This window comes from Microcoleus sp. MOSTC5 (assembly GCF_036701825.1).
Classification (GTDB): Bacteria; Cyanobacteriota; Cyanobacteriia; order Cyanobacteriales; family Microcoleaceae; genus Microcoleus; species Microcoleus asticus.
Genome location: NZ_JAUBRK010000035.1, coordinates 35,674 through 50,809, shown reverse-complemented (window position 1 = coordinate 50,809; position 15,136 = coordinate 35,674). Strand labels below are relative to the sequence as shown.

Sequence of the window (15,136 nt, the reverse complement as noted above, 5' to 3'; positions counted from 1 at the left end):
TTTGCCCTACCTCTAGCGAGCAGAATAAGCCTTGAGCAAATACACCCCAACCGTCCCAAACATCAAAACAACTAACCCTAAAAGTACCTCGATACTAAACCTTTGAGCATTGCCCAAAGCGACAAGAATTTGCTGCCGAACCACAAACGCCAACAGCCAGCAAATCTCCGCCTTCAGCCAAACCAAAAGGCCTCGCCCCAACAGATATTGCCGGCGAGCGTTCTCAGAAGTAATTGGTACGGGATAATTAAAAGTATGCGGATAGCGCGATACCGCAGTTAAAACCGCAAAAATAATGGCAGCCACCGCGGGCACGATCCAAATCGTCACCTTGTCGCCCCAAGCATCAGCCGGCCCCTCCAAGCCGAAATGAATCGGAATTCGATCGGGCAAAACCGCCCAAAACTGTACGATGAGTAAAACAGCCAGCAAAATCGCGATCGCAGCTAAAAGCTCTACCGCCACTAAAACAGGCGAAAGGCCCAGAGAAATAACCGGCCTTTGGTTTGGTGCGTTTCCAGTCATGGCTACTTAAAACTATAATTAAGATTGGAAATAATAGTATTGGTTCCAATTTCATTCCCCAACAGCTTTCGTTGGGGTTTCCAAACATCCCGCGAGGTTTTATGACGGCTCAGGTTTTGGTTGAAAAGAAAAAGTTAGAAAAACCGCCCCTAACCATACACACATTAGGCGATCGCGTCCTGCGGCAGCCAGCGAAGCGCGTCAAAAGCGTCGATGCAGAAATTCGGCAGCTAGTCCGAGAAATGCTGCAAACCATGTACAGTGCTGATGGCATCGGTTTGGCCGCCCCCCAAGTCGGAGTCAACAAACAAGTAATCGTGCTCGACTGCGACCCGGAAAACCCCGCCACACCCCCCATGGTGTTGATCAACCCCACCATCAAGGCTAGCAGCAGCGATGTCTGCATTTTGCAAGAAGGGTGTTTGAGCATTCCGGGAGTTTATTTAGAAGTCAAACGCCCAGAAGTCATTGAAGTGTCCTACCGCGACGAATACGGTCGCCCGCAAACCCTGATAGCAACAGAGTTACTGTCTAGGGCAATTCAGCACGAAATGGATCACCTCAACGGAGTGCTGTTTGTAGACAGAGTAGAAAACAAGCTCGCACTAACTGAAGAATTAGTCAAGCACAAATTTTCGCCAAAGGCAGTAAAGTCAGTATGATGGCAGGAACTCCTAAAAGTAGTTTATTGTTAGCTCTTTCGTGTATCGCCGCGATCGCAGCAGTCGGCTCCATCTTTGAGCTATCTTCGGGAGAAGCTCAACTCGGCAATTTAGTCACCGGGATCATCCTCGCCCTCAGCGTACCGCTAACAGGCATATTTTTCTATGCAGCCGTTCAGGATGCCAGAGCCAATCTATAAGCAGAGTCATTAGTTATTAGTCATTAGTCAGCAGTTATTAGTCATTAGTCATTAGTCATTAGTCAGCAGCTAACAACCAATAACTGTGGAATAAAGACTGCCCAAAAATAACATCAGCTAACAGCTTGCGAGCTCATGACCAATGACTAATGACTGAGGACTAATGACTCATAACTCATGACAAATGAAATCGGATTTCTGCGACAAGTGCCCGCTAAAGGCGCTGCGGGAGCGCCAGCGTCCAAGTACCAACTTTCTGAAGATGGGGAAGTGGCGATCGGACGCGATCGAAATTGTCAAATAACTTTAGAGTCGATCGCCCACGGCATGGTTTCCCGCCGCCACGCCGCAATCCGTCCGCTGACTCAGGGTACTTTGACGAGATGGGAAATTTGCGACCTCAACAGCGCTAACGGAACTTATATCAACGGGAAAAAGCTGCAAGGTTGCCAAACTTTAGAAACAGGCGATCGCATCAGTCTCGGGCTTGACGGCCCTGAATTCATATTTGAATCTCCCCTAACCCCTTACCCAACTAAACCTGAGTTCCCAGCAAAAAGTGGCAATTTTGCTGCTAGTGAAAAAGACACTCTCACTTTAACTCAATTATTCCCGATCGCCTCGACGGGCAAACAATTAAGCCAAAAAGCTTACTTATATCCAGGTATTGCCACAGTTATTGTTGTCGTGTCGATGTTTGTCGCCGTTGGAAATTCTGCAGCATTCAACTTGTTGCTGTCAGCTTACCTCGCCGGTGCGGCTTACTACTTTATCTATCAACTGTGCGGCAAACACAAACCGTGGTGGGTATTGCTTGGTTCGGCTTTAGCTACAGTCCTGATTGTGATCAGCCCCCTATTGATTGGATTTATATTAGTATTTAGAGAAATTTTGCCCGGCCGCCTGCCAGCCGAAGGCGAAGCAATCAGTTTTTTGCCTTTTTTGACCAGAATGTTTTTCGGGGCGGGTCTGATGGAAGAATTGCTGAAAGCCCTGCCCGTTTTGGGAGCGATGTTGCTGGGAAATTGGCTAAAAAATCCGTGGCGCGATCGAGTCGGCGTTTGGGAACCTTTAGACGGCATTCTGTTAGGAAGTGCCTCCGCAGTCGGCTTTACACTGTTAGAAACTCTGGGACAGTACGTTCCCAATGTCATCCAAAATGTCACCCTGCAAGCAGGCCCAGAAGCCGGACAATTAGTAGGATTGCAGTTGCTAATTCCCCGCATTTTGGGTTCCGCCGCCGGACACATGGCTTACAGCGGCTATTTGGGATATTTTATCGGTTTGAGCGCCCTCAAACCCAGAAAGCGCTGGCAAATTTTGGGCGTAGGTTATTTCAGTGCTTCCGCACTTCACGCTTTGTGGAATGCGTCAGGAGCAGCCAGCGTACTTTTGCTGGCTTTGGTGGGAGTTTTGTCCTATGCGTTTTTGGTAGCCGCGATTTTGAAAGCCAGGGCTCTGTCTCCGAATCGATCGCAAAATTTTGCAACTCGAATATTTTCTGAAAAGTGACTGCTGAGCGATTAATTGTTGAAGTGCGATCGCACCTCAAGCTGCCATTTTTTTCTTGTGTTTTAACCAGGTTAAACCTGCCAATGCTAAAGCTGTCCCCCCAGCAGTGAGAGGTTCGGGAACTGGTTCGGCTTCGGTATCCACTAGAGTGTAAGAAAACTCGCCATTGTAGAAATTTCTATCGGTTCGCTCTGTTCTACCGTCGCGGTTGGTCGTATATTGCTCGTAATACCCAAAAAACGCAGAGACCGGCGGTGCATCCAAATAAGGCACAGGGAATGTCTCGATAAACCAAGATATCCTGCTGTCCAGTATAAACCATACAGGCGGTTCGCCTGGATCTTGATAGCTTACTTCTGTGATCCAATCGTCGCCGCCGCTTGTATTCAGTCCGCGAAAATCCCCTTCATAAAAGAAAGCTGTAACCCCTGCCAAATCCTGGTATTCTTTGCTTGTTCGGAAAGTGTAACCGTAGAATCTTCCCTCGGAAATCGCAATTTCTTCAATTCCTATTCCTGTAAGGGAGGAGTTATCCACCTTCAAAAAACTTCTAGACCCAGGGGGGGAATAGAAGGCATTGCCCGCATCGAAAGTGTAGGTTAGTAAGGCGGCTTGTGCTTTGTCTACTTCTACCAATAACACAGATGAACACAAACTTAAAATTGTCGTAGCGATCGCGCTTCCTAATCTCGGCCTTTGTTTTTGACTCATTCTTTTCTTTATTAGGCGTTACGTAATTGTAATTTATTTGAGTGAGCGATCGCCCGTAATTATCCGCATTGTTAACGTCAATTTTTTATAATTCAAAGATTGCCAAATGTAAATAACCGAAGTAATACTGATGCGGCACCTGTAATATTTGTATAATTTATGATTTTCACTATTACTTTTGAACCGAAACCAGAAAAATGTTTGCTCGTAACCGCCAAATATTCCGACGGGTTTATGTTGTTGCGATGCTGCAGACGATCGCCCAGCTTTGTTTGCATACTTAATAAATTTTGTCAATACGTAATTTCCACAGATTTTACCCGGTATTCTGCCCTTGTGTATGAGTAGCTTCTGTTTAATTGCCTGACGTTATAATCCTAAAACTGAACTTAGAAATTCTTCACAAATAGTTTGACTGTGGTACTATCTGGATGGCTGTGAGTAGCTGAGGGAAGCCAAGGGGCTTGATTCCTGTGGTGGTGGAGGAGAATCCAGGAGTGCTAGATAGGATGTCATTGGGATACGCAAACGTTTTCGCCCAGCGAAGTCAACCTGAACCCCTCCGCATTGGGGTGATTGGGGTTGGCAATATGGGCCAGCACCACACGCGAGTTCTGAGCTTGCTAAAAGATATCGAACTCGTGGGTGTTGCAGACATAAATGTAGAGCGGGGAATAGATGTAGCAAGCAAATACCGGGTTCGCTTCTTTGAAGACTACCGGGATTTGCTCGCCCACGTAGATGCAGTTTGCGTCGCCGTTCCAACTCGCCTGCACCACGCTGTGGGGATGTCTTGTCTCCAAGCGGGAGTTCACGTTTTAATTGAAAAGCCGATCGCGGCTAGCATTGCCGAAGCCGAATCTTTGGTCAACGCGGCTGCTGAGGCCCACCGGATTTTGCAAGTGGGTCACATCGAGCGCTTCAATCCAGCTTTTCAGGAACTCGGCAAAGTGCTGAAAACTGAAGAGTTACTGGCATTGGAAGCTCACCGGATGAGTCCTTATTCCCAGCGGGCTAACGACGTATCGGTAGTTTTGGATTTAATGATCCACGACATTGACTTGCTCCTGGAATTGGCAGATTCCCAAGTGGTGAAGCTGACGGCCAGCGGCAGCAGGGCCTCAGATTCAGGTTATTTAGACTACGTGACAGCGACGCTGAACTTTGCTAACGGCATTGTCGCCACCTTGACTGCTAGTAAGGTGACGCACCGCAAACTCCGTTCAATCGTGGCTCACTGCAAAAATTCTCTGACAGAGGCAGATTTTCTCAACAACGAAATCTTGATTCACCGACAAACAACCGCCAATTACGTGACGGATTACGGTCAGGTGCTTTACCGTCAAGATGGGTTGATCGAGAAAGTTTACACCAGCAATATTGAACCGCTCCACGCAGAGTTGGAGCATTTTATTAATTGCGTGCGGGGTGGAAATCAGCCTTCTGTGGGAGGAGAACAAGCTCTCAAAGCTCTGCGGCTTGCGAGTTCGATCGAGCAAATGGCTCTCGACGGTCAAGCTTGGTATCCCAAAGAGCTAGAGTCTACTTTGCAAGTTAGCTAAATCGAGACAAATCGTGTCGTTTCCGGGTGCTTTTACAGTTTGGGTTTGTTGTTCGTTGAAGACAGTAACTGTTCCCATGCAACCGGATTCGATGTCAGTCGATTTGAGATTGTAGATTTTAGATTTTAGATTGACTCCACAGATCTATCTGGGGGCTTGATTTGTCGATTCGAGACTGTAGATTTTAGATTTTAGATTGACTCGATATCCCCATTGGGGGATTAAACTGTCGATTTGAGATTTGAGATTGCAGATTAGAGATTGACTCCACAGATGAATTTGGGGGCTTGGACTAAGGTTTAAATTTTTTTGCTCTCCACAATCTAATTCGGGGGCAAGTATCCGTTTTGGGGTTAAATCACGATTTGTGCCAAAAAAGAGCGACTATTTGACGACTGATGGTTTTGCTCACTAGCTGATTTCCTTGAGGACTCAGGTGAATGCTGTCTCGATACAAAGTTGGAATTTGCGCCGCACAATTGAAAATGGGAAGAAAATCTATGTAAGTAATTTTCTCTGTTTCCACGAGTTCGGCGAGACGCTCTCTAGCCTTGACTTCCCAGTCGCGAGGGCCCAGGTCGCCGAATTCGCCCAGCTTGGGCGTCACCGCAAGCAAAAACCGGACGTTGGCGGATATAGCTATTTTCTGGATTTGGCGAATAGCTTCTAAGTTGCAGCCGACTACATCTGGGCTTTGAGCTCCGGGTGCTGCTAATTGGCGAGCCGGCACTGCAGGTAACAGATAGCGGCTCAATAAATCTAGTGTGGCCGATCGGGGTTTGCGATCCGGGTAAGAGCGATCGCGGCCCACAACCTCCCCACAGGGAGCGGATGCAAACAAATCGTCCGTATTGAGCAGCAACACCAAAGCCTTGGCCCCAAAAACACCGAACCGCTTGGCGTAAGCAAGTTGATTCCTCGGCCCCCAAGAATTGGCTGAGGCGTTGAGAACTTCAAAATCTGAATAGTTGACTTTTGAAGCTAATTGTGCATCGCTCGCCAGATTCTGTACTTGCAGTCTCAACTGCCGAGTCATAATTTCCGAGATCGTATTGGTCTGATGTGTCCACCAACCGCCGTTGGCGACAGAATCTCCCAACAGCAAGACACGCAGAGTTTCTGGAGGGGGTATCGGGGCGATCGCTCCGGTACGCATCGAATACTCGTTAATCTCAATCCGGTTGCCCAAGCGGCGCACCTTCTGGTTGGGCGCCAACAAATAGCCGCACTCGGCATCGGCAATGTAAATCAAGGGATTGCCAAAACCCAGCAGCACCCGCAGCAGCACTTCGATTGCTGCCCACAATCCGGAGATGGCAGCCAAAATTATGAGAACAACTTTCACCACTTAACCTCGATAGAGAAGGAAAAACCCCTGCCGACACCAAGGTATAAAAAAGAATGCAACTGCACTCAAGCTCTCAAACCCGATTGTGGCCAGTCGATTTTAGATTAAAGATTAAAGCATTCACTCCACAGATGAATCTGGGATATCTCCCTAAAATCTCAACTTTTTTGCTTTACAGGATTCCTGTCTTGAAGCAAGTATCCGTCTTTGAGTGAAATCAGTAGGTCGCCCTTGGAAAATCTAAAATCTAAAATCTAAAATCTAAAATGTTATGGCTTAGGGGTTTGAGGCACTTGGCCGCCCGATTAACTCAACCGAATCGCCCCCGTGGATATAGAATTCTAGAATATACCGTCAAAATCCGCCGTCAGCCGTCAGTGAACTTGGTGGTTTCAGGAAAATCCGTGGACTTAAAACAAATATTCAAAACGCCGAATCCCATAATCGGTGTCGTACATTTACAGCCTCTGCCAACTTCTCCCCGCTGGGGCGGAAACCTCAAAGCTATTATCGGAAGAGCCGAGCAAGAGGCTACAGCGCTGGCTTCTGGTGGCGCAAACGGTATCATAGTCGAGAACTTTTTCGACGCTCCTTTTGCCAAAGACAGCGTAGACCCGGCTGTGGTAAGTGCCATGACTCTGGTAGTCGAGAGGCTAACAAATCTCGTGACGCTGCCGATCGGCGTTAACGTGCTGCGAAACGACGCCCACAGCGCGATCGCCATCGCCTCCTGCAGTGGTGCTCAATTCATCCGTGTCAACGTCCTCAACGGCATCATGGCTACAGACCAAGGCTTAATTGAAGGCCAAGCTCACCAGCTACTGCGCTACCGCCGGGAATTGGGCAGCGATGTCAAAATACTAGCAGACGTGTTAGTCAAGCACGGGCGACCTTTAGGCAGCCCCAACTTGACCACAGCCGTCCAAGAGACGATCGGGCGCGCTTTAGCCGACGCCGTGATCCTTTCCGGCTGGACAACTGGCAGCCCTCCCAATCTCGAAGACTTAGAACTCGCGAGTGCAGCAGCGGCGGGAATTCCAGTTTTCATCGGCAGCGGCGCCTCGTGGGAGAACATTTCCACCCTCATGCAGGCGGCTGACGGCGTAATTGTATCCAGTTCCCTGAAGCGAAACGGCCGCATCGAGCAGCCGATCGATCCGATCCGCGTTAGTCAGTTTGTAGAAGCCGCCCGCCGCAGCTTGTCACAGAAAGAACGCGAACAGGAAAACAGAGACGCTAATGGCTCAAGAGGGCCAACACCGGAACCGGGCAAAGTCAAAAGTAAAACGTAAAATGGGAAGGGGTAATCGGTAATCGGTAATCGGTAATAGCTGAAAACAAAGACCTAATAGTGAAATAAAGCACCAATTATCTATTCCCAATTATCAATTATCAATTCCCAATCACCAATGTCAAATTATCAATTCCCTTGATTCACGGCACGGAAGTCACATATACACGGATAGCTCTTTTTTTTGCTCTGACTTCTGACTTCTGAATTTTGACTTTTTCCTTCAATATCCATCCGTTTAATTTGTTAAATCCCGTACATTGCTCGTTGCCCAACTTCCTTCTTCTTTCAACGTCCCAATTACCAATTACCAAATCAAAAAATGATTCGCCGACGTTCAACCCCTTGGATTCATCGCTGGTCTAGGACTGTGATAGGAGCGATCGCAGCCATCGGCGTCGTAGAAACGGCCTATCTCACGATCGCTAAATTCACGACAGGCTCGGTCATTTGTCCCACCAGCGGCTGCGACAAAGTTCTCAACAGTCCCTATGCTACAGTCTTTGGCACAGTGCCTTTAAGTTTGTTAGGCTGTCTGGCTTACCTGAGCATAGCAATCCTGGCATTGGCTCCCAAAGCCGTCAATCCCAACACCAATAAAGGACTGCACTCTCAACTAGAAAACAAAACTTGGCAAGCGCTATTTATCATCACCGCTGCGATGGTAATTTTCAGCAGCTATTTGATTTATTTGATGGCTTTTGAAATTCAGGAACTGTGCATTTATTGCATCAGTTCCGCCGTATTTTCACTGTCGCTGTTTGTGCTGGTGCTAGTCGGGCGCGAGTGGGAAGATATCGGACAGTTGGTATTTACAGGCATTTTGGTGGCAATGGTGAGTTCGATCGGCGCCTTGGGACTTTATAACAGTGTCAACTCACCTGCTGCTTCTGTCTCTACCCCCGGAATTGTACCCCCTGCCGTCACTACAACCTCCGGCCCGGCACAACTTGCTTTGGCCCGCCACCTCAGACAAATCGGGGCGAAACAATACAGCGCTTACTGGTGTCCCCACTGCCACGACCAAAAAATGCTTTTTGGTAAAGAAGGTGCTGCGATAATCGATTACGTTGAATGCGATCCCAAGGGGCAAAATTCCCGCGCTGAAATTTGCCAAGCTGCTGCTGCGAATATTAAAGGTTTCCCTACTTGGGAGATTAAAGGTCAGTTTTATTCCGGGACGCAATCTTTGGAGAAACTCGCGGACTTATCGGGTTACACCGGCCCGCGCAACTTTCAAAACTGATAGAAAAAGTTTGAGATTATAGATGGCAGATTTTAGGTTTATTGCCAGGAAATATCCTGATTTTTAGCTTAGTTGATAGTTGTCTCGTGCTGCGAAATTAACCTAAAATTTCGCCTCTATAATCAATAAAAAATTAGTAAAAACTAGGTAGATAGCGGCGATCGCAAAAATCAAATACGCCGAAACCAGTGTTGCTAAGCTTTTTAGTTTTTAAGTGTGATTATGTACCTCATCTACCCAAGAACCTCTATAGCAACTGTGCCCGACGTTGAGAAAGTTCTTAATTGCTGAAACCATTGCCGTTGATAGCAACTTCGATCTTCCTTCTTCCTTCTTTTTACCCTGTCCTTCGACTTCGCTCACGAACCGCGACTTGCCCGCTCGCGGAGCCTAAGGGCCTTCAACATCTGCTATACACAAAAACTCAAGAAACCGGATTTCTGCTTCCAGACTCATTGTTGAAATCATATATTTTGGTTGAGCAACCCGGTTTATGTTGTTGCAGCCCGATCGCAACGAAAAATAAAAAATAAAATCTAAAATCGACTCGCCCGCACCGAAAAATCAAAAAATTGGATAATCTAAAAAATAAAAAATAAAATCTAAAATCGACTGAGCCGATAGTCCCGGAGATCTAAAAGCTATATGTAGTAGTAGCTTAGATGCTCGAAGAGCGAGGCAAAAATCCCGAAAATATGCTAAAAACTCTCAAAAAATGGCTCGATCGAGAACGCCGAGTATTGATTACTGCGAGTGCCGTTGCTGGTACGGTCATTGTAATGCGCTGCTTCGGCTTTTTTCAGGTGTGGGAATGGGCTGCTTTCGACTACTTTGTGCGCTGGCGGCCGGCCGAACCAATTGACTCGCGCATCGTCATTGTAGAAATTAAGGAAGCTGACTTGCAAAAATACGGCTACCCAATTTCCGATGCTGTATTGGCCCAATTGCTGAAAAAATTGCACGCTGGCAAGCCGCGGGCGATCGGCCTCGACGTTTACCGAGATTTGCCAACTCAACCGGGTAACGCCGAATTGCTCAACACTTTTAAAACTATTCCCAACTTAATCGGCATTGAGTTGATGCCAGACGAAGCCAGGTTCGGAGTTCTGCCGCCTCCGGTACTTGACAAGCTCGATCAAATCGGTTTCAACAACGTTGTCATCGACGCTGACTCAAAAGTGCGCCGAACTTTGCTCTATTCTTGGCCCGGAGACAGCGAAACTCATGAAAGTTTAGCGCTGACACTGGCTTTGCGTTACCTCGAAAGCGAAAAAATTTTCCCTCAACCAGCAACAGTCAATCCTCAATACTTGCAGTTAGGTAAGGGAGTTTTTCAGCCTTTTCAACCTAACGACGGTGCTTACGTTAGAGCGGACAGCCGCGGCTATCAAATTTTGGCCAACCTGCGCGGCGCGCGAGGCCGTTTCCGCACTGCATCGATGAGCGACGTGCTTTCTGGCAAAGTACCCGCTGATTTTGTGCGATCGCGCGCTGTCTTGATCGGCTCAACTGCCCCCAGCCTCAGAGACTTTTACCAAAATTCTTACAGCTCGGGTTGGTTTGCTCCTCCCCAGCAAATACCGGGAGTCGAGCTTCAGGCTCATTTCTTGAGCCAAATTTTAAGTGCAGCCCTCGACGGGCGCGGGGGGATCAATGTCTGGCCAGAGGTTGCCGAGTTGCTGTGGATTTTACTCTGGTCTTGGGCGGGAGCAAGTGTGAGTTGGAATTTGCGATCGCTGCGTCGATCGGTTTACTTTTTGTCAAGTATCAGTCTCGGTTTGAGTGCCTGTTTATACTTAGCTTTTTTAGCTGGTTGGTGGCTGCCGTTAATTCCTCCAATCCTCAGTCTTGTGGGTTCTGGTGCCGCAGTTGTGGGTTATCTGGCTCACTTGCAAGAAGAATTAAAACGGTCTAAAGAATTTTTACAATCGCTAATCGATACAATTCCCGACCCCATTTTTGTAAAAGATCGAAATCACCGCTGCCTTGTTTTGAATCAGGCATATTGTCGCTTTATCGGCTATCCTTTAGAAATTTTAACCTGCCGCACTGATTACGATTTATTTCCGCAAGCTGAAGCCGAGATATTTTGGCAGCAAGACGAATTAGTATTTCAAACTCACCAGCCGCGAGAAAATGAAGAATATTTTACTGACGCTCACGGAATTACGCATCTGATTGCGACTAAAAGATCCCTGCATAAAGATGCTGCCGGCAACCTATTTTTAGTCGGAGCAATCAGAGATATTACCGAGCGCCAACTCCGGGAAAATGCCCTAGAACGAAAAAATGCTGAACTCAGCCACCAAGCCGATCACGATGCTCTCACGGGTTTGCCCAACCGCAAAATGTTTTACGAATGCTTGCATCAGTCTCTCGAAAAAGCCTCCAGCAATCAGGAATTGGTAGCTTTACTATTTTTAGATTTAGATGGATTTAAGTCAATCAACGACACTCTCGGACACAATGTGGGCGATTTGCTGTTAAAAACTTTTGCCAGTCGGCTCAAAAAATCCTTGCGCGGCAGCGATACTATTGCGCGGCTGGGCGGCGACGAGTTCACAGTCATTCTGCCCGCAATTCCAGGTCGCGAGGAAGCTGCGAAAGTAGCTGAAAAAATTTGCTACGCCATCGTGCAGCCTTTCATTTTAGAAGAACATACCGTTTCTGTAACTACAAGTATTGGCATTAGTTTATATCCCATTGACGGTTCAGAGCCAGACATTTTAGTCAAGAATGCCGATGTTGCGATGTATCGTGCTAAGGAATGCGGAAAAAATCAATATCAATTTTTTAATTAATACCACTTTAAAACAATAATGCTACTGTAGGTAAACTCCAAACCACGATCTTCATCAGTCATTCCTAATTATTCAATTTTTTAATTTAAAATTCTCAATAATTCGGACAAAATTTGAGCGAGTTTTAGACCTCAAACCCTGATTCAGTCGTGGGGTGATATTATTTTAATATGTCCGATGTGCAGCTAGCTTTGAAAAAACAGCTCCTGAAACCGTAAGCCATGTAAACTTTTTGAAACCGTTCAAAAAAATGTCCAAAAAATTGAAATGTATAGTCTTAACTCGTATAGCCTGTCATCTGTCATTAGATAGACTTACAAAAATATGAAAATTTTTACAGCAAATTGCCGTTTCATCTAAATGTTACAAATTATTAAAAAAATCAAAACCTGATACTGGAAACCCAATTATAATCGTCAAAAAGCCTTAAATTAAACCATTTTACGTAAACTTATGAAAGTTAATTAAAGAAAATGTAAATATATCAGTGGAACTACGGAAATTGATAGATATAATAGGCGGTAGGGACGTGCATCTACTTCGGTGATTTGAATAAGGCTGTGAATAATATGCGTACTTTGATTAAGCTCACAACAACGGCAACTCTGGCTGCCTGCCTGCAAGTAAATACAGTCGGGACCGCAAATGCGGCTCGACTTGCCAGCAACTCCACTACCAACTTAACCAAAGATCGATCGACCTCCACAGTTGGGACAGTTACACCAACATCTAGGTTTGCAACTTACCAAAAATACGAACCAGCCCCGAACGGGAACCCCAAAAGTGACGGTACGGGGACGCGCTGACCCCCATTTTTCAATCTTCTATTCGCCCCGATCGAGCAGCAGATTTGTACCAATTGCAGTAGTGAATTAAGGTGTGCGTGCACCAATCCGGATCTGTGAGAGGATAGTCCACCCGGTAGTGACCGCCGCGGCTTTCCGTGCGAAACGCAGCACTTTTGACAATTAAGTAGCCGATATCCAATAAATTGCCAACTTCTCCCCAATTTCGCAAAATCGAGCTATTCTCCGCATCAGCAGGCGAAAAATCAATAATTTGTCCGGGCTGCAAATTATCAAGCGTTTGACTCAAAGGCAACGAGGCAAATTCTTGCCGCCAAATCTCAACTTGGACGATCGCACTTTCCAAATCGCGTTGTCCCCGGCAAATTCCCGCACTCTGCCACACCAAATTCGGCAATTCGACCCGCAACTTTTCTATCGCCTCAATGTCCTTTTCAGAAATCGATTTTTCTAAGATTTCCCCCGCCTCAAACTGATCTGCGAATGCCTCGGGCCTTCCACCTTCTAGCTGCAAAAGTCCCATCTGCGCCCCAAAAACCAGACACTCCAGCAGCGAATTGCTCGCCAATCGGTTAGCGCCGTGTACCCCCGTGCTCGCAGTTTCTCCCACCGCGTACAAACCCGGAATCGACGTTTGGTTAAATTTGTCAGCCACAATCCCTCCCATCCAGTAATGGGCAGCGGGCGTCACCGGCACCGGTTCGGAAAAAATATCAATTCCCCAATCAGCGCACACTTGAATAATATTCGGAAACCTGTAGCGCAGTCGATCGACAGCAATCGGGCGCATATCCAGCCAAACATGAGGCTCTCCCGTCTTCTGCAAGTGGCGGAAAATAGCGCGGCTGACAACATCCCGAGGGGCGAGTTCCCCGCTGGGGTGAGAGTCAAAAGCAAAGCGATATCCTTTACTGTCAACCAAATGAGCTCCTTCTCCCCGCACCGCTTCGCTAAGGAGAAACCGAGGCGCGCCCGCAGTGCTCAGCGCCGTCGGGTGAAACTGCACAAATTCTAAATCTCGCAGCAGCGCCCCGGCGCGCCAAGCAATTGCTACCCCGTCCCCGGTACTTACCGACGGATTGGTCGTTTGAGCAAAAACCTGGCCGCCGCCGCCTGTTGCCAGCACCACTGCCTGGGCCCGCAGCCACTTGACTCGCGAACCGCAAATCGAGCTAATCCCCTGACAGCGCCCGGTTTCGTCTAGCCACAGACTCAAAGCAAAGGCAGGAGATACGAGTTGAATGTTTTTGCGGTTCAATACTTTTGCTGTCAGCGTACTGATAACGGCTTTGCCCGTAGTGTCGGCGGCGTGGAGAACTCGGCGGCGGGAGTGGGCGGCTTCTAGGGTGAGGGCTAAATCTGGGCCGGTGCGATCGAATGCAACGCCCATTTTCACGAGGGAGTCAATGCAAGCTGAAGCTTCTTCGACTAAAAATTTCACCGCCTCCAAATCGCAAAGACCGGCTCCCGCAGCCAGTGTATCCTGAATGTGAAGTGCTGCTGAATCTTCAGGGGCGATCGCCGCGGCAATCCCTCCTTGAGCCCAATCACTAGCAGAAACAGGCAGGGTATTTTTATTGATCAAGCCCACCTGCAAATGCTCTGGCAGGCAAAGTGCCGTGTACAAACCGGCCGCGCCAGCACCTATTACCAATACGTCAAATTTGTCAGTCATAAGTCTGCCGCCAGTCGATTTTAGATTTTAGATTTTAGATTTTAGAATTGACTCCACAGATGAATCTGGGGAGTAGAACTAATGTCTGTCGATCGAGTCTATATTTTAGATTTTAGATTAAAGAATTGAGTATACAGATGAATCTGGGGAACCCGCTTATTTCAATCTAGGGAATTTTGGCAGGCTTTTTCCGAATAGTGGTTGAAAGTAAGTTTTGATAAATTAAAGGCAGAAGTCATCAGCCTCTAGAAAAAAAATCTTTTCTTTCTACCGAATGCCTTCTGCCAAATGACTTCTGCCTTTAAATGAGGCCCGCTGCTACCTAGTCGTAGAGACCATTATTTAATCTGGTGTCTCCTTCAATAAAGACTGATTCAACATCAGTTACGGTGAATTTGTCCAGGTTAGCTTGCAGCACTTTTTTCTGAGCTTCCGTCAAGTCTGAAATGTTGAGTACGTCCTCAACTTTTTCGTAAGGAGCATTCTTAATAATTACTCGAGCTAAAGTGGGATACAACCCTCGAAAGTCCCGAAAGTCCCGGACGGCGCTGTTGTTCAAATCAAGTTTTTTGCCGTATTCTGTGGCAAGCTTGTCATCGGCGCGATTGGTTCTAACCGGAGCTTCAACAGCTAGGAGCGAGGATGATGGCAAGACGATACGGCTCAAGGTCGCCGCGATCGCGCTTTCGTCTCCAGCCCATGCAAAGCAGCCCAGCACTAAGCCCAATACTGCCAATAGACGACCCAATCGTTTCATGAAGTTTTGTCTCCTAATTTCATACACAGCATTTATGTAG

At 47.3% G+C, this 15,136-nt stretch carries 14 protein-coding genes; 8 read left to right on the top strand and 6 right to left on the bottom strand.

Annotated elements, in window-relative coordinates; genetic code table 11:
• Nucleotides 1–12 precede the first annotated feature (12 nt).
• Complete coding sequence (locus tag QUA54_RS19845; protein WP_333415970.1) at nt 13–525, bottom strand: DUF1648 domain-containing protein; 513 nt, start codon at nt 523–525, stop codon at nt 13–15.
• A gap of 101 nt (nt 526–626) precedes the next feature.
• Between QUA54_RS19845 and def the strand changes: the two genes are divergently transcribed.
• The 3 genes from def to QUA54_RS19830 all read left to right on the top strand — a co-directional run bounded on the left by def (nt 627) and on the right by QUA54_RS19830 (nt 2,899).
• Nucleotides 627–1,187 (top strand): peptide deformylase, encoded by a 561-nt coding sequence (def, locus tag QUA54_RS19840; RefSeq protein WP_172189246.1) that lies wholly within the window; start codon nt 627–629, stop codon nt 1,185–1,187.
• Complete coding sequence (locus tag QUA54_RS19835; protein ID WP_281363548.1) at nt 1,187–1,387, top strand: hypothetical protein; 201 nt, start codon at nt 1,187–1,189, stop codon at nt 1,385–1,387. Before def ends, QUA54_RS19835 begins: the two co-directional genes overlap by 1 nt.
• Nucleotides 1,388–1,564: 177 nt before the next feature.
• Nucleotides 1,565–2,899 carry a PrsW family glutamic-type intramembrane protease gene (locus QUA54_RS19830; RefSeq protein ID WP_333203268.1) on the top strand — a complete coding sequence of 445 codons (1,335 nt, stop codon included), beginning with the start codon at nt 1,565–1,567 and terminating at the stop codon, nt 2,897–2,899.
• Nucleotides 2,900–2,935: 36 nt separating this feature from the next.
• On the opposite strand, the gene QUA54_RS19825 is transcribed toward QUA54_RS19830, so the two are convergent.
• On the bottom strand, nt 2,936–3,610 hold the full coding sequence (locus QUA54_RS19825) for a PEP-CTERM sorting domain-containing protein (RefSeq protein WP_333415969.1): 675 nt from the start codon (nt 3,608–3,610) through the stop codon (nt 2,936–2,938).
• 509 nt (nt 3,611–4,119) lie between these two features.
• Here QUA54_RS19825 and QUA54_RS19820 point away from each other — a divergent pair.
• Entirely contained in the window at nt 4,120–5,172 is a 1,053-nt protein-coding gene (locus tag QUA54_RS19820) for a Gfo/Idh/MocA family protein (protein ID WP_172192820.1), read from the top strand.
• A gap of 358 nt (nt 5,173–5,530) precedes the next feature.
• On the opposite strand, the gene QUA54_RS19815 is transcribed toward QUA54_RS19820, so the two are convergent.
• On the bottom strand, nt 5,531–6,517 hold the full coding sequence (locus QUA54_RS19815) for a GDSL-type esterase/lipase family protein (protein ID WP_333415968.1): 987 nt from the start codon (nt 6,515–6,517) through the stop codon (nt 5,531–5,533).
• A 407-nt stretch (nt 6,518–6,924) separates the two neighbouring features.
• On the opposite strand from QUA54_RS19815, the gene btpA reads away from it, so the two are divergent.
• Nucleotides 6,925–7,812 carry a photosystem I biogenesis protein BtpA gene (gene btpA, locus QUA54_RS19810; RefSeq protein WP_333191813.1) on the top strand — a complete coding sequence of 296 codons (888 nt, stop codon included), beginning with the start codon at nt 6,925–6,927 and terminating at the stop codon, nt 7,810–7,812.
• Between the two features lie 142 nt (nt 7,813–7,954).
• Here the strand turns inward: btpA and QUA54_RS19805 are convergent, their stop codons facing one another.
• Nucleotides 7,955–8,152 carry a hypothetical protein gene (locus QUA54_RS19805; RefSeq protein ID WP_333415967.1) on the bottom strand — a complete coding sequence of 66 codons (198 nt, stop codon included), beginning with the start codon at nt 8,150–8,152 and terminating at the stop codon, nt 7,955–7,957.
• Between QUA54_RS19805 and QUA54_RS19800 the strand changes: the two genes are divergently transcribed.
• The 3 genes from QUA54_RS19800 to QUA54_RS19790 all read left to right on the top strand — a co-directional run bounded on the left by QUA54_RS19800 (nt 8,134) and on the right by QUA54_RS19790 (nt 12,664).
• Complete coding sequence (locus tag QUA54_RS19800) at nt 8,134–9,057, top strand: vitamin K epoxide reductase family protein (RefSeq protein WP_333415966.1); 924 nt, start codon at nt 8,134–8,136, stop codon at nt 9,055–9,057. The genes QUA54_RS19805 and QUA54_RS19800 overlap by 19 nt on opposite strands.
• Nucleotides 9,058–9,719: 662 nt before the next feature.
• Entirely contained in the window at nt 9,720–11,858 is a 2,139-nt protein-coding gene (locus QUA54_RS19795; RefSeq protein WP_333415965.1) for a CHASE2 domain-containing protein, read from the top strand.
• 569 nt (nt 11,859–12,427) lie between these two features.
• Nucleotides 12,428–12,664 carry a hypothetical protein gene (locus QUA54_RS19790; protein WP_333415964.1) on the top strand — a complete coding sequence of 79 codons (237 nt, stop codon included), beginning with the start codon at nt 12,428–12,430 and terminating at the stop codon, nt 12,662–12,664.
• A 10-nt stretch (nt 12,665–12,674) separates the two neighbouring features.
• On the opposite strand, the gene nadB is transcribed toward QUA54_RS19790, so the two are convergent.
• Both nadB and psbU read right to left on the bottom strand, forming a co-directional pair.
• Complete coding sequence (gene nadB, locus QUA54_RS19785) at nt 12,675–14,339, bottom strand: L-aspartate oxidase (protein ID WP_333415963.1); 1,665 nt, start codon at nt 14,337–14,339, stop codon at nt 12,675–12,677.
• A gap of 322 nt (nt 14,340–14,661) precedes the next feature.
• Entirely contained in the window at nt 14,662–15,096 is a 435-nt protein-coding gene (gene psbU / locus QUA54_RS19780; RefSeq protein ID WP_172191957.1) for a photosystem II complex extrinsic protein PsbU, read from the bottom strand.
• Between the last annotated feature and the right edge of the window lie 40 nt (nt 15,097–15,136).